The organism is Pectobacterium nicotianae, from assembly GCF_023272715.1.
In the GTDB taxonomy this organism is placed as follows: Bacteria; Pseudomonadota; Gammaproteobacteria; order Enterobacterales; family Enterobacteriaceae; genus Pectobacterium; species Pectobacterium brasiliense.
On sequence record NZ_CP096821.1, the window covers coordinates 3,410,144 to 3,428,586 of the forward strand.

16 protein-coding genes are annotated in these 18,443 nt (G+C 56.6%); 9 read left to right on the top strand and 7 right to left on the bottom strand.

The window, feature by feature from the left end; all coding sequences use genetic code 11:
* Positions 1 to 21: 21 nt before the first annotated feature.
* The 6 genes from pxpA to MYB54_RS15295 form a co-directional block, all read right to left on the bottom strand.
* A complete protein-coding gene (gene pxpA, locus MYB54_RS15270; RefSeq protein ID WP_010299171.1) occupies positions 22 to 759 on the bottom strand; it encodes a 5-oxoprolinase subunit PxpA in 738 nt (245 codons plus the stop codon).
* Entirely contained in the window at positions 749 to 1,693 is a 945-nt protein-coding gene (gene pxpC, locus MYB54_RS15275; RefSeq protein WP_248721012.1) for a 5-oxoprolinase subunit PxpC, read from the bottom strand. The genes pxpA and pxpC overlap by 11 nt, the downstream gene beginning before the upstream one ends.
* A complete protein-coding gene (gene pxpB, locus MYB54_RS15280; protein WP_040034603.1) occupies positions 1,687 to 2,343 on the bottom strand; it encodes a 5-oxoprolinase subunit PxpB in 657 nt (218 codons plus the stop codon). Before pxpB ends, pxpC begins: the two co-directional genes overlap by 7 nt.
* Positions 2,344 to 2,499: 156 nt before the next feature.
* Positions 2,500 to 3,243, bottom strand: coding sequence for a type 2 GTP cyclohydrolase I (locus MYB54_RS15285; RefSeq protein ID WP_010284983.1), 744 nt, complete (start codon positions 3,241 to 3,243; stop codon positions 2,500 to 2,502).
* A complete protein-coding gene (gene phrB / locus MYB54_RS15290; RefSeq protein ID WP_248721013.1) occupies positions 3,236 to 4,702 on the bottom strand; it encodes a deoxyribodipyrimidine photo-lyase in 1,467 nt (488 codons plus the stop codon). The genes MYB54_RS15285 and phrB overlap by 8 nt, the downstream gene beginning before the upstream one ends.
* A gap of 21 nt (positions 4,703 to 4,723) precedes the next feature.
* Positions 4,724 to 5,683 carry a YbgA family protein gene (locus tag MYB54_RS15295; RefSeq protein ID WP_248721014.1) on the bottom strand — a complete coding sequence of 320 codons (960 nt, stop codon included), beginning with the start codon at positions 5,681 to 5,683 and terminating at the stop codon, positions 4,724 to 4,726.
* 408 nt (positions 5,684 to 6,091) lie between these two features.
* Here MYB54_RS15295 and MYB54_RS15300 point away from each other — a divergent pair, with 408 nt between their 5' ends.
* The 3 genes from MYB54_RS15300 to MYB54_RS15310 all read left to right on the top strand — a co-directional run bounded on the left by MYB54_RS15300 (position 6,092) and on the right by MYB54_RS15310 (position 9,525).
* The gene (locus MYB54_RS15300; RefSeq protein WP_039287856.1) at positions 6,092 to 6,784 is read left to right on the top strand and encodes an ABC transporter ATP-binding protein; all 693 of its coding nucleotides are present in this window, start codon (positions 6,092 to 6,094) and stop codon (positions 6,782 to 6,784) included.
* Between the two features lie 16 nt (positions 6,785 to 6,800).
* Positions 6,801 to 7,781: an ABC transporter substrate-binding protein gene (locus tag MYB54_RS15305; protein WP_094370709.1), complete on the top strand. Its 981-nt coding sequence runs from the start codon at positions 6,801 to 6,803 to the stop codon at positions 7,779 to 7,781.
* Positions 7,782 to 7,869: 88 nt separating this feature from the next.
* Positions 7,870 to 9,525: an ABC transporter permease gene (locus tag MYB54_RS15310; RefSeq protein WP_248721015.1), complete on the top strand. Its 1,656-nt coding sequence runs from the start codon at positions 7,870 to 7,872 to the stop codon at positions 9,523 to 9,525.
* Between the two features lie 165 nt (positions 9,526 to 9,690).
* Here the strand turns inward: MYB54_RS15310 and MYB54_RS15315 are convergent, their stop codons facing one another.
* A complete protein-coding gene (locus MYB54_RS15315) occupies positions 9,691 to 9,897 on the bottom strand; it encodes a YbfA family protein (protein WP_010299142.1) in 207 nt (68 codons plus the stop codon).
* Positions 9,898 to 10,318: 421 nt separating this feature from the next.
* Between MYB54_RS15315 and kdpF the strand changes: the two genes are divergently transcribed.
* The 6 genes from kdpF (at position 10,319) to kdpE (ending at position 18,402) form a co-directional block, all read left to right on the top strand.
* Positions 10,319 to 10,408 carry a K(+)-transporting ATPase subunit F gene (gene kdpF / locus MYB54_RS15320; protein WP_014914657.1) on the top strand — a complete coding sequence of 30 codons (90 nt, stop codon included), beginning with the start codon at positions 10,319 to 10,321 and terminating at the stop codon, positions 10,406 to 10,408.
* On the top strand, positions 10,408 to 12,096 hold the full coding sequence (kdpA, locus tag MYB54_RS15325; protein ID WP_248721016.1) for a potassium-transporting ATPase subunit KdpA: 1,689 nt from the start codon (positions 10,408 to 10,410) through the stop codon (positions 12,094 to 12,096). The genes kdpF and kdpA overlap by 1 nt, the downstream gene beginning before the upstream one ends.
* A 15-nt stretch (positions 12,097 to 12,111) precedes the next feature.
* Positions 12,112 to 14,256 carry a potassium-transporting ATPase subunit KdpB gene (gene kdpB / locus MYB54_RS15330; RefSeq protein WP_248721017.1) on the top strand — a complete coding sequence of 715 codons (2,145 nt, stop codon included), beginning with the start codon at positions 12,112 to 12,114 and terminating at the stop codon, positions 14,254 to 14,256.
* Between the two features lie 19 nt (positions 14,257 to 14,275).
* Positions 14,276 to 14,851: a potassium-transporting ATPase subunit KdpC gene (gene kdpC / locus MYB54_RS15335; RefSeq protein ID WP_205543893.1), complete on the top strand. Its 576-nt coding sequence runs from the start codon at positions 14,276 to 14,278 to the stop codon at positions 14,849 to 14,851.
* A gap of 102 nt (positions 14,852 to 14,953) precedes the next feature.
* Complete coding sequence (kdpD, locus tag MYB54_RS15340) at positions 14,954 to 17,716, top strand: two-component system sensor histidine kinase KdpD (RefSeq protein WP_014914653.1); 2,763 nt, start codon at positions 14,954 to 14,956, stop codon at positions 17,714 to 17,716.
* Between the two features lie 5 nt (positions 17,717 to 17,721).
* A complete protein-coding gene (gene kdpE / locus MYB54_RS15345; protein WP_205593785.1) occupies positions 17,722 to 18,402 on the top strand; it encodes a two-component system response regulator KdpE in 681 nt (226 codons plus the stop codon).
* Positions 18,403 to 18,443 lie beyond the last annotated feature (41 nt).

Consider the following 18,443-nt stretch of genomic DNA (forward strand, 5'->3'; position numbering starts at 1 on the left):
CCGTCATATAAAAAGTAATGATTATGCCGCAGCAACAGCGATCTGATGCTGGCTAAAACAGTTACGCAGCTTGCGGGCAAACAACAGCGCGTGTTGTCCATCGCCGTGAATACACACGGTATCCGCCTGCACGTTCACCCAGGAACCGTCAATCGCTCTGACCCGCTGACGTTGAATCATCTCCAGCGTTTGCGCCAGCGCCAGTTCATCGCTGTTAATCAATGCCCCCGCTTGAGTGCGCGGCACCAGCGATCCGTCAGGCAGATAGCAGCGGTCGGCGAACACTTCCTGGCGCGTCTCCAGCCCCAGCCGTTGTCCGGCACGAATTAACTCGCTTCCCGCCAGCCCGACTAAGCGTAACGCCGGATTCACCACTTTCACTGCCTTGGCTATCGCATCGGCCAGCGCCGGTTCACATGCCGCCTGATTGTAAAGCATGCCGTGAGGCTTAACGTGCGACAGCGTACCGCCTTCAGCGGCGACAATCGCGCTGAGCGCGCCAAGCTGATACACCACCTGTGCAAAGACAATTTCCGCAGGCACATTCATCGCCTTACGGCCAAAATTTTCACGATCGGGAAAGCTCGGGTGTGCACCAAGCGCGACGCCATAGCCGATTCCCCAACGCACGGACTGGCGCATAGTTTGTGCATCACCGGCATGAAACCCACAGGCAATATTGGCAGAGGTCACCAGCTTGAGCAGCGCTTCGTCGTTCTCACTGCCTTCGCCCAGATCGGCATTCAGATCAATAATCATGCAGCCTCCACGCCAGCTGTTCGAGGTAACGTCGCTGTTCTTCGGCCGCTTTTTGCGCCTGTGCCTGCGTACAGTGAATAAAATGTATCGGTTCACCGAGCCGGATTTGCGCCAAATGGAATAAATCGGCTTCGATCACCGTCGCGATACGCGGGTAACCGCCGGTTGTCTGGGCATCCGCCAGCAGTACGATAGGGTGACCATTGTGTGGAACCTGCACCACACCCGGCAGCAGCCCATGCGATGGCAGCTCGCGCGGTTTGCTACCCGGCAATGCGGCGCGCTGTAGTTCAGCACCCAGCAAACGGTAGCCCATGCGGTTACTTTGCGGGCTCAGTTGCCAAGACGTTCGCCAGAACAGCTCCTGCATCTCTTCACTAAATTCCTGATATTCCGGCCCCGGCAAGGCCCGCACGCGATTGCCGAACAGCAGTTGCTTGATACCGACTTCTCGCGTCAGTTCACGAGTTGGCGTTCCCAGCGGAAGTTCATCGCCATCCCTCAGCAAGCGTCCGTCAAAGCCCCCAAAACCGGCTTTCAAATCGGTACTGCACGACCCGAGCGCTTCCGGCACGTCCACCCCGCCGGACAAAGCCAGATAGCTGCGCATTCCGTTACGCGGCATGCGCATTTTCAACGTTTGTCCCGGCTTCACGGCGAAACGCCAGCCGGTCCAGAGCGGCTTGCCATCGAGGTCGGCATGACAGTCCGCACCGGTCAGTGCCACCCAGCAGGCGGTGGTGAATGTTGCGGTAAACTTGCCCAGCGTAATTTCCAGCGCGGCAGCATTCTCCGCGTTGCCCACCAGCAGGTTGGCCATTGTCAGTGCAGGCAGATCGAGCGCGCCTGACTGGCTGATACCCAAACGGCGAAAGCCGACGCGACCACCGTCCTGCACCGAAGTATGCAAGCCGGCATGGATAACCTTCAGCATACGCCCTCCTTCTGTGGCAGAAACCGAACGTTATCGCCAGGTCGCAGCAGCGTTGGCGGCATCGTTTGTGGATTAAACAGCTTCAACGACGTGCGGCCAATCAGCTGCCAGCCACCCGGCGTCGTCAGCGGATAAATCCCCGTCTGCGCGCCACCAATCCCGACCGACCCCGCCGGCACGCGCAGGCGCGGTTCGGCACGACGCGGCATATGCAGCTTCTCGTTTAATCCACCGAGGTAGGCAAAGCCCGGCTGGAAGCCCAAAAAGTAGACCACGTACTGTGCGGCTGCGTGTGCTTCCACAACCTGACTCACGCTTAGGCCACTGTGCGCGGCAACGTCCGCCAGATCTGGCCCCGCTTCTCCGCCATACACAACAGGAATATCGATATCGCGTGGGTCAAACACCAGCGATTCACTCTCTTCCCACCAGCGCTGCAAACGTTCAATCGCATCCAGCGCCACCTGCTGTGGATGCGCCAACAGCACCGTTAGATTGTTCATGCCCGGAATCGCTTCCAGCACCTCTTCATGATGATTCAGGCGCTCGGCAAGCCCCCATATCCGCTGCTGGCTCTCCAGCGACATTGGCGGTTCCAGTTCCAGAACGACAGCCCTCTCGCCCAGAAGATAACACCGTGCTCGTTGCAATCTTTCCTCCTGAATCGCGTTTTATCCGTCATGGTGAACATGGCTAAATGATTAGCGTTGCTTACTGATAAGTTTTCTTCTCAACAGCGAAGCAACAACGATGCCAATATCGAAAATGTGACATCATTCCTGTGCGATCCCAAGACTTTCAACCCATCACGCCGGGTTAGGAATATCAATAAATGTCACATCAAAACCATGCTGTGCCGCCAGCCATTCGCCCAACGCTTTGATGCCGCCGCGTTCGGTGGCATGGTGTCCGGCAGCAAAGAAGTGCAGCCCCATTTCGCGCGCGATATGAATCGTTTGCTCAGACACTTCACCGGTAATAAACGCATCGACCCCGAAGCGGGCCGCTTGTTCAATAAAACCCTGACCGCCGCCAGTACACCAGGCCACGCGCTGTATCTGTTGCGGTGCATTATCCCCACAATGCAGCACGCTACGCCCCAGTCGTTTTTCTACACGGCGGCAAAAAGCGTCTGCCGTCATGGGCTGCGCCAGTTCGCCATACGGCACCAGCGGTTCGATTGCGCCCTGCACCTGAATCTCCAGCAGCGCCGCCAGTTGGGCGTTATTCCCCAGTTCCGGGTGTGCATCCAGCGGCAGATGGTAGCCGTACAGGTTGATATCATTGAGCAACAGCGTTTTCAGCCGGTTACGCTTCATACCACAGACAATCTGCGGTTCGTTTTTCCAGAAATAGCCGTGATGAACCAGAATCGCATCGGCCTGCTTTTCTACCGCCGCATCCAGCAGCGCCTGTGAGGCCGTTACGCCCGTCACAATACGTTTTACGTCCGCACGCCCCTCAACCTGTAAACCGTTCGGTGCGTAGTCCTGAAACGTCGCCGTACTCAGTTTCTCGTTAATGATTCTTTCCAATTCCACATTACGCATACTTACTTTTCTCTTCTCGATCGTTATCCGCCATACCGATATTTTTGGCCGCCTCAAACGCCGCCAGCGTATTCTGACGCGCGGTTTTATGGTCGACGATGGGCAGCGGATAGTTCAGCTGATGGTGGTGTTTGTCAGCCCAGCGATGGGGCTGATGAATATCTTTATCCGGCACGGCGGCCAGTTCGGGCAGCCAGTGACGAATAAACCGGCCTTCAGGGTCGAAGCGCTCGCCCTGCGTTGTCGGGTTAAAAATACGAAAATAAGGTGCCGCATCGGTGCCTGTCGACGCTGCCCACTGCCAGCCGCCGTTATTCGCCGCCAGATCGCCATCCAGCAGTTGCGACATAAAGTAGCGTTCGCCTTCCCGCCAATCGATCAGTAAATCTTTGACGAGAAAACTGGCGCAAATCATACGCAGGCGATTGTGCATCCATCCCGTTTCATTCAGTTGACGCATCGCTGCATCCACAATCGGGTAGCCCGTTTTTCCCTGCTGCCAGGCGGCTAAATCCTCCGGCGATTCTCGCCATTTCACCCACTGCGTCCATGCGGTGAACGGTCGGTGTTTACATAGCTGCGGCCAGGACACAATCAGGTGGCGGTAAAATTCACGCCAGACCAGCTCGTTAAACCAGGTAAACGCCCCACCCTCACGCCGTTCCAACATCTCCGGGCATTCGGCACGCAGACGGTTAAAGCACTGGCGCGGCGATACGATCCCAAGCGCCAGATACGGAGAAAGTTTGCTGGTGCCGGGCAACGCAGGAAAATCCCGCTGCTGGTCATAATCCTGCACCTGCTCGCGGCAAAAACGGCGCAGTTGCTGCAACGCCGCACGTTCGCCGCTGGGGAAATCGTCGCTATCAACTCCACACTGCGGATAGCTGAACGGTGCCAGTTCCGCTGTGTTATTGATCGGTTCACCGCGCGCGTCCGGTGCCGGTACGCACGTCGTATCCGACTCCAGCAGACGTTTGATAAAGGCCTGACGAAAGGGCGTAAACACTTTATACATCTCGCCATTACCCGTCAGCACGTTACCCGGCGGTAACAACAGGCTGTCATGATAACCGTGACAAACCACGCTATCGGCCAGCCGATCTTTCACCTGCTTATCACGCAACCGCTCGTTGATTTCATACTGGTAATTGTAGAAAAGATCGGTCGCCTGCTGCTGCGCACAAAACTGTACCAGCCAGTCAACCGACGCCGCAAAATCAGCACATTCGTGGTAATGCAGTGGGATACCTTTCTCGGCCAGCGCCTGCTTCACCAACCTCAGGTTCTCCAGCAGAAAGGCCGCCTGACGCGGTGCCATATCGTGCTTTTCCCACTGCGCCGGCGTGGCGATAAAGACCGCCAACACGGTGGCGTTCGGATCCTGACAGGCCGCGTACAGCGCCAGATTATCGGTAACACGCAGGTCGTTGCGTAGCCAGACTACATGGGTGCTCATGAAATTCCTCGGGCGGTCAAACTAGTGTCCGTAACGCAGGCGTAATGCCTCGGGGTACGGCTCAAAGTAACGCTGCTGAGCCAGATACGCATCGGGGTATTCCGCCATGTAATGTTTTAACAACGTGATAGGTGCCAGCAGCGGCTGCAAACCCTGCCTATAGCGATCGATGAGCTGCGCCAGTTCCTGTCGCTGTTGAGAATTAAGCTGGCGTCGGAAGTAGCCCTGCACGTGCATCAACACATTGGTGTGATTGCGCCGCGTCGCAGGCGTCGACAGTAGCTTCATCAACCGCTTCCGGTATTCAACGATGTAGTCTTCCAGCGATTCCCACTTATCGATCCCCGCAACAAACGGCCCTAACTCGCGGTATTCCGGCTGGGAATGTGCCAACAGCAGGAGTTTATAGCGGCTATGAAAGGCAATCAGCGCACCACGGCTCAACCCGTTTTGCCATAGCTGGTTCAGTTCGTGTAACGCATAAACGCGCTCAATGAAATTTTCCCGCAAGCCGGGATCCTGCAGGCGTCCGTCTTCCTCAACCGGTAGCCAGGGCATTTGCCGCATCAGCTCCTGCGTAAACAGGCCGACTCCGCTTTTACGCGCATCTTTTTGCGCTTCATCGTAAACCTTCACGCGCTCCATACCGCAGCTCGGCGATTTGGCACAGACGATATAACCGCATAAGTGCTGAAGCTGGCTGACTTTGTCAGCGGAAAACGCCGCCATCTGCTGGGTGACATCCAACGGCGAACCATTGCTGGCACGCAGCGTGATATGGCTTTCCCCTTTACGCACCAGCCTGAGCGCCGGACGCGGCACCGGTAAACCAATCGCCATTTCCGGGCAGACCGGTTCAAAACGAAAATAGGGTGCCAGTTGTTCAGCGGCAAACGTCAAACGCTTGTGCCCGCCATCAAATCGCACAGGATTACCGAGTAAACAGGCGCTGATACCAACAGGGATGAGTTCAAGCGTCATGATTTATCCTTACGCTGGTCAATAGGGTTTACCTTGATGGCATTCTGCAAACCCTCTGACCAGCATAGCGGATTTCACCACGATTCTGTGCAGTCGCAGCGAAGAATAAAGTAATAAATCATGAGATTGATGGATTATGTCGATCAAATAAGCCGGTTTTCTCTACGAGCGGTATTGATATTCAAAACGTGCACCACGGGTATCGTTTCGTCTGTCATCAAATAGCCTTATTCCCCCACTACAATCCCCATTCCGATATAGAGTCCCAAAGAGGATACCCCATGTTTTTTCCCCTGCTTTACTGGCGGGATGCTTTCCTATGCCCTTTAACCAGGCAGCGCGAAAGCGCCCGTCCGATCCACCGATATCAAAATGGATATCGCCTCCCATTGTTGCACGGAGGTGATGATGACCACTGCTGAATTCGCCACGCCCGCCGCGATTGCAATCGACAAGTTGTCTCACGCTTTCGCAGGCAAAACGGTGCTCGATTCCATCAGCCTCGATGTGCCGAAAGGCACCATTCTGGCCCTGCTGGGGCCTTCCGGCTGCGGCAAAAGCACGTTGCTAAAGCTGCTGGCCGGTCTGTTACAGCCGGATGCGGGCACCATTCATTTTGGCGATCGTCAGGTTGCCGGTCATCAGCTATCCCTGCCGCCAGAGCAGCGCAATCTAGGCATGGTCTTTCAGGATTATGCGCTTTGGCCACATATGACCGTTGCACAAAATGTCGGATTCCCGCTGCTGATGAGGAAGGTTCCGCGCGATCTCTGCCGCCAACGCGTTGAAGTCACGCTAGCGCGCGTCGGTCTGGCTGATTTTGCCGATCGAAAACCGGCCGATTTATCCGGCGGCCAGCAACAGCGAGTCGCACTGGCGCGCGCCATTATCGCGGAGCCGAACATCCTGCTCTTCGATGAACCGTTATCCAATCTCGACCGGGATCTACGTGAATCACTTTGTCAGGAGATGGCATCGCTCTTACGCCATCTTGGTACCACCGCTGTGTACGTCACCCACGACAGAGGCGAAGCCAACATACTGGCGCACCGTATTGTTCACATGTCGCAAGGCCACATTACTGATATCACCACTCTTTAACTTTGGGGAAAATGCAATGAAAAACACACTGTTTACCATGAATCAACGAGGCATCATTATGGGTATAGCTCTCTCATTAGCAGCGGTAGCAGGCAGCGCACAGGCTCTGACGCTGTACACCGCCGGACCGGGAGCACTGGCAAAGAAACTGGCAGCAGGTTATGAAAAGCAGACCGGTGTGAAGGTCGATGTTTTTCAGGCAACAACCGGTAAAGTCATGGCCAGACTGGAAGCCGAGCAGGCCAATCCACGTGCCGATGTCCTGATTTCCGCCTCCTGGGATACGGCGACAGATTTGCAGCAGCGCGGCTGGCTGCTGGAGTTTGATAGCCCGAACGCGGCCACCGTGCCTGCGCAATTTAAAACCCCTTTCTACGTGGCACAGGGCATTTCCGCACTGGGCATTGTGTGGAACAGCAAGAGCGGCACGCCAGAGCCCAAAGACTGGAACGACCTCACCAAGCCTGAATTTAAAGATAAAGTCACCACGCCAGATCCCGCGCTGTCCGGTGCTTCGCTCGATCTACTGATTGGTTTGCAAAATGCGGAAAAAGATAAAGCCTGGGACATGTTCGATCGCCTAAAAGCTAACGGCATGATCATCGCCGGACCGAACGCCCAGGCATTAACGCCCGTGCTGCAAGGGGCGAAAGCCGCCGTCTTCGGGGCTGTGGATTACGTTTCTTACGGCAGCATGGAGTCTGGCGAATCCATTAAAGTCATTTTCCCTTCCAGCGGTACTGTCATTGCCCCCCGCCCGATGATGATCCTGAAAAGCAGCAAAAACCAACAGCAGGCAAAAGACTTCATCAACTACATGTTGTCGCCTGAAGGCCAAAAAGCAGTGGCTGAAGCCTGGTTGATGCCAGCACGTCAGGATATTGATGCCAAACGCCCTCTGTTTAAGAGCCTGACGTTGCTGCCGGAAGGCGATAGCGCATCAGCGTCCCGTGCTGCCGTTCTCGATCGCTTTGCTACCTTATTTGGTCAGCGCTAAGCCTGTTCAGCCATACCCCTGGATAGTTCGAATTACAGAACACGAGATAATGCCTTGCTGACGACCGTCAGCAAGGCTGGAGTATCAGATGAACAAATTTGCTTTACTGCCACTGTTTACGGTGGCGGTACTTTTTACTCTGGTTGGCATTCCCGTATTGTTCGTTGCGCTACAGGCGATCTTCCCAAATTTGGGTGCAGGATCTTTTTCGAACCCGTTCTCGGCATTTGCGGACGTCTTTGCACAGGCGCGGCTATTCGCCCTGTTGAAAAATACGCTGCTGCTTGGATTGGGTGTTGCTCTGTGCTGTGCGGTCATTGCTATTCCACTCGGTGCGTTACGCGGGCTCTTTGCGCTCCCGCTGGCAAGATTTTGGGATTTACTGTTTCTCATTCCATTCCTGATCCCGCCTTATATTGCCGGGCTGTCGTGGATGCTAGCGCTACAGCCACGAGGCTATGCAGAACAGCTGTTGCCCATTCAACTCGGTGAGGTTCTGTTTTCACTGCCCGGCATGATTGGTGTCATGACGCTGAATATTTTCCCAGTCGTCTATTTCGCCGTTTCACGCAGTATGGCCGCGAGCGGAAATCGTCTGGCGGATGTCGCTCGCGTTCACGGTGCCAGCGGCTGGCAGGCCTTCTTGCGAGTCACGCTGCCATTATCACTACCGGCAACAGCGGCCAGCCTGCTGCTTGCCTTCACGCTGGCGATCGAAGAATACGGCATACCCGCTGCACTGGGGTCGCGCGCCGGTATTCAGGTCCTGACGACAAACATCGAGCAACGTCTGGCAGACTGGCCGATCGACCTCTCCGGTTCAGCAGTGCTGTCTTTGCTGTTGGTCACCATTGCGCTCTGCGCATTTACCCTACAGCGGGCGATTGTCTCCGGTAACAATGTGGAAACCACCACAGGTAAACCCGCTGCCATTGTTACTCGCCCCTTAGGCGTATGGCGCTGGCCGGTATTAGTGCTGTTTAGCACCGTCGGTCTGCTGGCCGTAGGGATTCCACTGGCGTCCATGCTGATTACCGCGTTTTCTGCCACCATCTCTAGCGCGATTTCCTGGCAAAATTTAACCTGGCAGCACTTCACCATGTTGGCTGATTACGAAAACGACGCGCTACCCGCCTTGACGACCAGTCTGGGGCTGGCGGTCGGCAGCGCGTTACTGACGGGGGTGGTCGGCTTTCTGGCATCCTGGTTTGTGGTCGCCAAGCGTATTCGGGGAGCCGCCGTGTTGGATGGGCTATCGATGCTACCCGCCGCGCTGCCGGGCATTGTTGTCGGAGTAGGGTTGATACTCGCCTGGAACCAAAGCTTCTGGCCGATCACGCCCTATAACACCTGGGTGATTTTGCTGCTGTCATACAGTTGCCTACTGCTGCCCTACCCCGTCCGCTATAGCAGTGCTGCATTGGCGCAAATCGGCAGTAATCTGGAGTCAGCAGCGCGTGTTCACGGCGCTAGTGCAATGGCAGCATTACGGCTGATTGTGTTCCCGCTGGTCTTCCCTAGTCTACTGGCAGCAATGATGTTGGTTTTTGCTGTCGCATCCCGCGAACTGGTGACGTCACTCCTGTTATCACCTGCGGGTGTGCAAACGGTGTCCCTTTTCGTTTGGCGTCAGTTTGAGCAAGGTTCCGTCGGAGATGGGATGGCGATGGCAAGCGTTGCCGTATTGATCAGCCTATCGGTGATGTTGCTGGCATTACGATTTCATGCGCTAAAAACAAAATAAGCGCCACATCCGTAGCGGAAATGGCGCTTAATCAGTGCCGTTGACTGTTTCAAACTTGTGGCGTCAGTATGCAATTCAATATGCATAAAGTACTGGCGTCACTATTCACTACTACATTCACGACTACGCGCGCAGAGCGGTCAACGGTAACCTGGCGCGGTATTCTTAATAAAAATCGCAGGCGGCGGCTTCGGACTGCGCCATCCACACGGGTTTATCGCTGGTTTTCAGCCAGACGCGGTGTAAATAGCTGTAAAAACGCGCCCGATCGCGACGGAACAGCATCACCGGTAACGCCAGCACGCCGATGGCAACCACGGCAGCGCGACGCAGGAGAATACGGTGCAAGGGATAAGTAGTATAAAGCGACATAACGATCCTCCTCTGGGATAAGCACCCTTGTTCAGCGGTGCTTTTCATAACGATAAAATAAGAACTGTGACATTGGTTAAAATTTTACCGCCTTTTCTGAAAGTTTACTACTCATCTGACCAGTAAAAGATGAAATAATCGCCAGTTTTTTCATCATCACGTCATTAAGTTACAGCAACGTTAAAAATAAACTTACCATTAGTTAATTTATGGTTTTAGATTGGATCACTTTATCCCTTTCTCTTGATACCACCTTCCCACCGCAAACGATGTTGTTGGCACCGTAGTGCCATTACCGCTTCCACCGTCTACTTTTCAGCCCATTTTTATACTTTTTTTACGCTCACAGACGGGAAATTTGCACCTTCTTTTCCTGCGTTTTCCTACCCTGACGCTGTCTATTTTGTTCTGGAGGTGTGTTGTGACGCTTAGCATCGTCTTAGGCGGCCTGCTCGTGCTGCTGTTACTGGTCTATCTGGTTTATGCCTTGTTGAAGGCGGAGGAATTCTGATGGCCGCTGACGCTTTTTTACTGATCTTTGGGCTGCTGCTCACGGTACTGATCGTAGCCCAGCCGCTGGGCAGCGGACTGGCCCGTCTGATTGAGGGCGAAACGGGTGCGCTCCTGCAAAAGTTTGAATCAGGAACGGCGCGCCTTTTCGCTTTCGATACGTCGGAGATGCGCTGGCAACAGTATGCGGCGGCTATTCTGACGCTTAACCTGATCGGCATTGCCGTCCTGTTTGTCCTGTTAATGGCGCAGGGGATTCTGCCGCTTAACCCAGAAAATATGCCGGGGTTGTCGTGGCATTTGGCGTTAAACACGGCAATCAGCTTTGTCACCAACACCAACTGGCAGGCTTACAGCGGTGAAAACACGCTCAGCTACCTGAGCCAGATGGTTGGCCTAACGGTACAAAATTTCCTGTCCGCTGCCAGCGGCATCGCCGTTGCTTTCGCGTTAATCCGCGCGTTTTCCCGCCGCTGCGTCGACACGCTGGGCAACGCGTGGCTCGATCTGTTTCGCATCACGCTGTATGTGCTGCTGCCGCTGTCCCTGCTGCTAGCGCTGTTTTTTGTCAGTCAGGGCGTGTTGCAGAATCTGCTGCCTTATCAGCATCTGACCGCGCTGGATGGCGCAGCCCAAACGCTGCCGATGGGGCCGGTTGCCTCACAGGAAGCGATTAAACTGCTCGGCACCAACGGTGGCGGCTTCTTTGGTGCCAACTCGGCGCACCCGTTTGAAAACCCGACCGCGCTGAGCAACATCGTGCAAATGCTGGCGATCCTGTTGATCCCTACCGCGCTGTGCTTCGCCTTTGGCAAAGCCGTGAGCGACAAGCGTCAGGGCCACGCGCTGCTGTGGGCGATGGCGCTGATCTTTATCGTCGCCGCTGCCGTGGTGATGAAAATGGAGGTCAACGGTAACCCGCATCTGCTGGCATTAGGCGCGGACAGCGCCGCAAATCTGGAAGGTAAAGAGACGCGTTTTGGCGTTCTGACGTCCAGCCTGTATGCGGTTGTCACCACGGCTACCTCGACGGGCGCGGTAAACGCGATGCACGATTCTTTCACCGCCCTCGGTGGCATGGTTCCCATGTGGCTGATGCAGATTGGCGAAGTGGTGTTCGGCGGTGTCGGTTCTGGCCTGTACGGCATGCTGCTGTTCGTGCTTCTGACCGTCTTTATTGCCGGCCTGATGATTGGCCGCTCGCCGGAATATCTGGGCAAAAAGATCGAAGTCTACGAGATGAAGATGACGGCACTGGCGATTCTGATTCCTCCTGCGTTAGTGCTGCTCGGCACGGCGCTGGCGCTGAGTACGGAAGCCGGACGCAGCGGCATTCTGAACCCCGGCGCGCACGGCTTTAGCGAAGTGCTCTATGCCGTGTCCTCCGCCGCGAACAACAACGGCAGCGCGTTTGCCGGCCTGAGCGTCAACACGCCGTTCTACAACGTTCTGCTCGCTGTCGCCATGCTGCTGGGCCGCTTTGCCGTCATGATCCCCGTGCTGGCTATCGCCGGTTCGCTGGTCGTGAAAAAGCGCCAGCCGGAAAGCAAAGGCTCATTGTCCACCCGCAGTCCGCTGTTTATCGGCATGCTCATCGCCATCGTTCTGCTGATTGGCGCACTGACGTTTATCCCTGCACTGGCGTTAGGGCCAGTCGCTGAACATTTACAGTTCGGCCTGACTCACTAAGGCTGGAGACATTTTATGACTCGTCACACGATGAATCATCAGGCAACACAGGAACCGGCCTCTGCCCAGCAGGGCGAGGTTTCCCGCCACGTTGGCAAACGTAAACAGCAAGCGCTGTTTGACAGAACGTTAATCCGCTCGGCGCTGAAAGATGCGTTGAAGAAACTCGACCCACGCGTGCAGTGGCGCAATCCGGTCATGTTCGTGGTGTATCTCGGCAGTATGCTGACCCCCCTCGTCTGGCTGGCGATTCTTGCCGGCAAAACGGAAGGGAACGCCGTGTTTACCGGGCTGGTATCACTCTGGCTGTGGTTTACCGTGCTGTTCGCCAACATGGCCGAAGCGCTGGCGGAAGGTCGCAGTAAGGCGCAGGCAAATGCGCTGAAAGGCGTTAAGAAAACCAGTTGGGCTAACAAGCTCGCCGCGCCACATCACGATGCCAGCTCGGAATCGGTGCCAGCCGACAGCCTGCGCAAGGGCGATATCGTGCTGGTGAGCGCGGGTGAAACCATTCCGTGCGACGGTGAGGTGCTGGAAGGCGGCGCGTCCGTCGATGAAAGCGCCATCACCGGAGAATCCGCGCCGGTAATCCGTGAGTCCGGCGGCGATTTCGCCTCCGTCACCGGCGGCACACGCGTGCTGTCCGACTGGCTGGTGATTCAGTGCAGCGTCAATCCCGGCGAAACCTTCCTCGACCGGATGATTGCCATGGTCGAAGGGGCACAGCGCCGGAAAACGCCGAACGAGATCGCGCTGACCATTCTGCTGATCGAGCTGACGCTTATTTTCCTGCTGGTCACTGCCACGCTCTACCCGTTCTCCTGGTTCGGCGTACAGGCGAATCACAGCGGCGATGTTGTCGGCGTGACTGTACTTGTCGCCCTGCTCGTCTGTCTTATCCCCACCACCATCGGCGGCCTGCTATCGGCTATCGGCGTGGCTGGGATGAGCCGGATGCTGGGGGCTAACGTGATTGCCACCAGCGGGCGTGCCGTCGAAGCGGCCGGCGATATTGACGTTCTGCTGCTGGATAAAACCGGCACCATTACGCTGGGCAACCGTCAGGCTTCGGCTTTCCTGCCCGCACCGGGTGTGACCGAACAGGCGCTAGCTGATGCCGCGCGTCTCGCGTCCCTGGCGGATGAAACGCCCGAAGGCCGCAGTATCGTGGTGCTGGCGAAGCAGCGCTTTAATCTGGCCGAACAAGACTTAACGTCGCTGGACGCGACTTTTGTTCCCTTTACGGCTCAGACGCGCATGAGTGGTGTCAATTTCGGTCAGCGCACCATTCGTAAAGGTGCCGTCGATGCCCTGCGCCGCTACATCGAAGCGAACAACGGCGACTTCCCGCATCAGGTCGAAGAAGCGGTCTCCAACGTCGCACGCAGCGGAGGGACGCCGCTGGTCGTTGCAGAAGGCAAGCGCGTGCTTGGCGTGGTGGAACTGAAAGATATCGTGAAAAGCGGCATCAAAGAGCGCTTTGCCGAGCTGCGTAGTATGGGGATCAAAACCGTGATGATCACCGGCGACAACCCGCTCACGGCAGCAGCGATTGCCGCAGAAGCTGGCGTCGATGATTTTCTGGCGGAAGCGACACCGGAAACCAAGCTGGCGCTGATTCGCCAGTATCAGGCCGAAGGTCGACTGGTGGCGATGACGGGCGACGGCACGAACGATGCTCCCGCGCTGGCGCAGGCCGATGTGGCGGTTGCTATGAACTCCGGCACGCAGGCAGCAAAGGAAGCGGGCAACATGGTTGATTTGGACTCCAATCCAACCAAGCTGATCGAAGTCGTGCACATCGGTAAGCAAATGCTGATGACACGCGGCTCGCTGACCACGTTCAGTATCGCCAACGACGTGGCGAAGTATTTCGCCATTATCCCGGCTGCTTTTGCTGCCACCTATCCGCAGCTCAATGCGCTCAACGTGATGCAGTTGCATTCCCCCACCTCGGCCATGCTGTCGGCGGTGATCTTCAATGCGCTGATTATCGTGTTTCTGATCCCGCTGGCGCTCAAAGGGATTCGCTATCGCCCCATGAGCGCCGCGGCGCAGTTAAGCCGCAATCTGTGGATTTATGGTCTTGGCGGGCTGCTGGTGCCGTTCCTCGGTATCAAGCTGATTGATGTGTTGCTGACTGGGCTGAATCTTGCTTAAGGACTGACGGGTATACGCTATGCGCTATTTACGTTCTTCTTTGTTTTTATTCTTATTATTGCTGCTGGTTACCGGTCTGGCCTACCCGCTACTAACAACGGTGCTGGCACAGTGGCTGTTCCCGGCACAGGCAAACGGATCGCTGATTTACCGCGAGAATACCGCCGTGGGGTCGTCCCTGATCGGGCAGGCGTTCAGTCGGGCGGGCTATTTTCAGGGGCGCCCGTCCGCCACATCAGATGCGCCTTATAACGCACTGGCGTCCGGCGGTAGCAATCTGGCCGCCAGCAATCCGGCGCTGGACAAACAGATCGGCGAACGCGCCGCTCACTGGCATCAGGCGGTTGGCAATCAGCAGCCGGTGCCTGCTGAACTGTTGACGGCATCCGGCAGCGGTCTGGATCCGCAGATTTCCCCAGAGGCCGCACGCTATCAGGCGCTCTACATCGCGCAGGCCAGAGGAATGTCGCTCCAGCAGGTGCAGCAATTGATCGATCGCTTTACCGAAACAAGTAAGCCCGCGTTCATTGGGCAGCCGGCGGTCAATGTCCTGTTGCTGAATCTGGCACTGGATAAGGAAAAACCCCTGCCGTAATCGGCAGTGCGTTACTATTAATGATTATACGGGGAGCCAGACTCCCCGCCGTCTTTGCTGCGGCCTGACCACGGTTCAGGCCGCGCTAATAAGGGATAGAACATGATTGACGGTGAAGATCGTCGCCCGGATCCCGATAGCCTGCTAGCTCAGGTCGGTACACCACCGCGCGGCAAGCTGAAGATCTTTTTTGGCGCCTGCGCGGGCGTCGGGAAAACCTATGCCATGTTGCAGGAAGCCCAGCGGCTACGCGCTCAAGGATTGGATATCCTTGTCGGCGTGGTCGAAACCCACGGCCGTAGCGAAACCGCTGCGCTGCTGGATGGCTTACCGCTGCTGCCGCTCAAGCATTTTCGCCACCACGGTCGCCACACTGTCGAATTCGATCTGGATGCGGCGCTGGCACGTTGTCCGGCGCTTATTCTGATCGACGAACTGGCGCACAGTAACGTCAACGGCTCTCGCCACCCAAAACGCTGGCAGGACGTGCAGGAACTGCTCGATGCCGGTATCGACATCTTTACGACAGTGAACGTTCAGCATCTGGAAAGCCTGAACGATGTGGTCGGCGGCGTCACGGGAATTCGCGTACGGGAAACCGTACCGGATCCCATCTTCGATCAGGCCAGCGAAGTGATTTTGGTAGACCTGCCGCCGGACGATCTGCGGCAGCGCCTGAATGAGGGCAAAGTGTATCTGCCGCTTCAGGCCGAGCGCGCCGTCGAGAATTTTTTCCGTAAAGGTAATTTGATCGCCCTGCGTGAGCTGGCGCTGCGGCGCATGGCGGATCGGGTTGACGATCAGATGCGCGCCATGCGTGCCGGAAAAGGACGCGAACAGGTCTGGCATACGCGCGATGCCATTCTGTTATGCATCGGCCACGGCACGGGTAATGAAAAACTGGTGCGTACGGCCGCACGGCTAGCGGCACGGTTGGGCAGCGCCTGGCACGCCGTTTACGTCGAAACCCCGCGTCTGCACCGCTTGCCTGAACCACAGCGGCGCGCCATCTTGCGGGCGCTCAAGCTGGCACAGGATTTAGGGGCAGAAACCGTTACGCTGTCAGAACCCGACGAAGAGCTTGCCGTCCTGCGCTATGCACGTGAACATAATCTCGGCAAGATCGTTATTGGCCGCCACGTAGAGCAGCGCTTCGGCTGGTGGTGGCGCACCCGCTTTGCCGAACGGCTCGGCCGACTGGGGCCGGATCTCGATCTGGTCGTGGTGGCCGTGCAGGATGACGCGCCAGCCACACCGATTAAAACGCCTGATGCCCGCGGGATAGTAGAAAAATGGCGTATGCAGCTGTTTGGCTGCGGGCTCGCCACGCTGCTGTGCGCCTTTATCACCCTGCTCGCGTCATGGTCGCCGTTCGCCATGCTGGAGCCGGTCAATCTGGTGATGATTTATCTGCTGGCCGTGGTGATCGTCGCGCTTTTCTTTGGCCGCTGGCCGTCGGTGTTCGCCGCCGTCATCAACGTCGCCAGTTTTGATCTCTTCTTTATTCTACCGCGCGGCACGTTCGCCGTGTCGGATGCGCAATATCTGGTCACCTTTGCGGTGATGCTTGGCGTCGGCCTGCTGGTCGGTAATCTGACCGCTGGCGTGCGCTATCAGGCCAGAGTCGCCCGCTATCGCGAGCAGCGCGTCCGCCATCTGTATGAGATGTCCAAGGCGCTGAACCGCAGCCTGTCCAGCGCCGATATTGTCGAAGCCAGCCAGCATTTTCTCAGCACGACGTTTCAGGCCAGAATCGCGGTTCTGCTCGCCGATAGCCTGCATCATACGTCGCCCGAACTCGCACAGCCCACGCGGGACGGTCAGCAGTTGATTGTCGATCGTGCTATCGCCCGCTGGAGCTTCGATCATCGCGCGCCGGCCGGCGCGGGAACGTCCACCTTGCCCGGCGTGTCGTATCAGATCCTGCCGCTCGCCACCACACAGCAAATCTTCGGCGTGTTAGCGATCGAGCCCAATAACGCTCGTCAGTTGATGATCCCCGAACAGCAGCGCCTGCTGGAAACCTTTACCGTGCTGATCGCCAATGCGTTGGAGCGTCTGCATCTGATGCAAAGTACGGAAAATGCCCGGCTGGATGCCGAGCGTGAGCAGTTGCGTAACTCGCTGCTTGCCGCGCTCTCGCACGACCTCCGCACGCCGCTGACCGTCCTGTTTGGTCAGGCCGAGATTCTAACGTTGAATCTGGCAAGCGAAGGGTCGCCTTATGCTCAGCAGGCCAACCAGATTCGCCAGCACATTTTAAACACCACGCGGCTGGTGAATAATTTGCTCGATATGGCGCGTATTCAGTCGGACGGCTTTAACCTGCGCAAAGAGTGGCAAACGCCGGAGGAACTCATCGGCAGTGCCCTACAACAGTTGGAAAGCGCACTGGCGAAAAACACCATTCAGGTTAATCTACCTGATGAGATGGTTCTGGTTTATTGTGATGCGGGGCTGATGGAACGCGTGTTCATTAACCTGCTGGAGAATGCGCTGAAGTACGCTGGAGAGCAGGCCACCATCGCGATTTCAGCGAGCGTTATTCCCACCAGCCTTATTGCAGAGAACACAGCCTCGCAGCCTGGTACGCAGGAAAATGCGTTGGAAATCATCGTGCAGGACAATGGCCCGGGGATTGAACCTGGTCAAGAAAGCATGATTTTTGATAAATTTTCCCGTGGTCACAAAGAGTCGTCGATTCCCGGCGTGGGGCTGGGGCTGGCGATCTGTCGGGCAATTGTGGAAATTCACGGCGGCCGTATCTGGGCAACGAATGCGGAAAGCGGCGGTGCCGCTTTCCACTTCACGCTACCGCTATCGGCACCGCCGGATCTCGAACCGGAAGATATTGAGGAGCACTGAATCCATTGCAGGCCACTATTCTGATCGTTGAGGATGAAAAAGAGATCCGTCGTTTTGTTCGTCAGGCGCTGGAAGGCGAAGGCTGTCGCGTGTTTGACGCAGAAACGATGCAGCGCGGTTTGCTGGAAGCGGCCACGCGTAAGCCCGATCTGATTATTCTCGATTTGGGCCTGCCGGACGGCAACGGTATCGACTACATCCGCGATTTACGCCAGTGGAGCAGCCTGCCCGTGATTGTGCTGTCTGCCCGCACCGACGAGCAGGATAAAATAGACGCGCTGGATGCCGGTGCCGATGATTACCTGACCAAACCGTTCGGCATCGGCGAACTGCTGGCACGGTTGCGCGTCGCGCTGCGTCGTCATAGCAATACACAGCAGGAAACGCCGCTGGTGAGCTTCGAGAATATTACTGTCGATTTACTTAATCGGCAGGTGAATCGCGACGGTCAGGAACTGCACCTGACGCCCATCGAATTTCGCCTGCTGGCAACGCTGCTCGCCAGCCCCGGCAAAGTGCTGACGCAACGCCAGCTCCTGACACAGGTTTGGGGGCCGAACGCCGTCGAGCATAGCCACTATCTGCGCATTTATATGGGGCATCTGCGCCAGAAGCTGGAAAGCGATCCGGCAAGACCGCGCCATCTCTTGACTGAAACCGCTATCGGCTATCGTTTTATGCCGTAAAATCATCCTCCTGTATCAGGCAACGTCCGTGGAGAACCGCT

What these genes read in the sequence shown, in the direction of transcription:
- kdpD (WP_014914653.1), top strand. Translation starts at nt 14,954, where the DNA reads ATGATTGACGGTGAAGATCGTCGCCCGGATCCCGATAGCCTGCTAGCT.
- MYB54_RS15295 (WP_248721014.1), bottom strand. Translation starts at nt 5,683, where the DNA reads ATGACGCTTGAACTCATCCCTGTTGGTATCAGCGCCTGTTTACTCGGT.
- pxpC (WP_248721012.1), bottom strand. Translation starts at nt 1,693, where the DNA reads ATGCTGAAGGTTATCCATGCCGGCTTGCATACTTCGGTGCAGGACGGT.
- kdpA (WP_248721016.1), top strand. Translation starts at nt 10,408, where the DNA reads ATGGCCGCTGACGCTTTTTTACTGATCTTTGGGCTGCTGCTCACGGTA.
- kdpC (WP_205543893.1), top strand. Translation starts at nt 14,276, where the DNA reads ATGCGCTATTTACGTTCTTCTTTGTTTTTATTCTTATTATTGCTGCTG.
- kdpB (WP_248721017.1), top strand. Translation starts at nt 12,112, where the DNA reads ATGACTCGTCACACGATGAATCATCAGGCAACACAGGAACCGGCCTCT.
- pxpA (WP_010299171.1), bottom strand. Translation starts at nt 759, where the DNA reads ATGATTATTGATCTGAATGCCGATCTGGGCGAAGGCAGTGAGAACGAC.
- phrB (WP_248721013.1), bottom strand. Translation starts at nt 4,702, where the DNA reads ATGAGCACCCATGTAGTCTGGCTACGCAACGACCTGCGTGTTACCGAT.
- MYB54_RS15300 (WP_039287856.1), top strand. Translation starts at nt 6,092, where the DNA reads ATGACCACTGCTGAATTCGCCACGCCCGCCGCGATTGCAATCGACAAG.
- MYB54_RS15310 (WP_248721015.1), top strand. Translation starts at nt 7,870, where the DNA reads ATGAACAAATTTGCTTTACTGCCACTGTTTACGGTGGCGGTACTTTTT.
- MYB54_RS15315 (WP_010299142.1), bottom strand. Translation starts at nt 9,897, where the DNA reads ATGTCGCTTTATACTACTTATCCCTTGCACCGTATTCTCCTGCGTCGC.
- MYB54_RS15285 (WP_010284983.1), bottom strand. Translation starts at nt 3,243, where the DNA reads ATGCGTAATGTGGAATTGGAAAGAATCATTAACGAGAAACTGAGTACG.
- MYB54_RS15305 (WP_094370709.1), top strand. Translation starts at nt 6,801, where the DNA reads ATGAAAAACACACTGTTTACCATGAATCAACGAGGCATCATTATGGGT.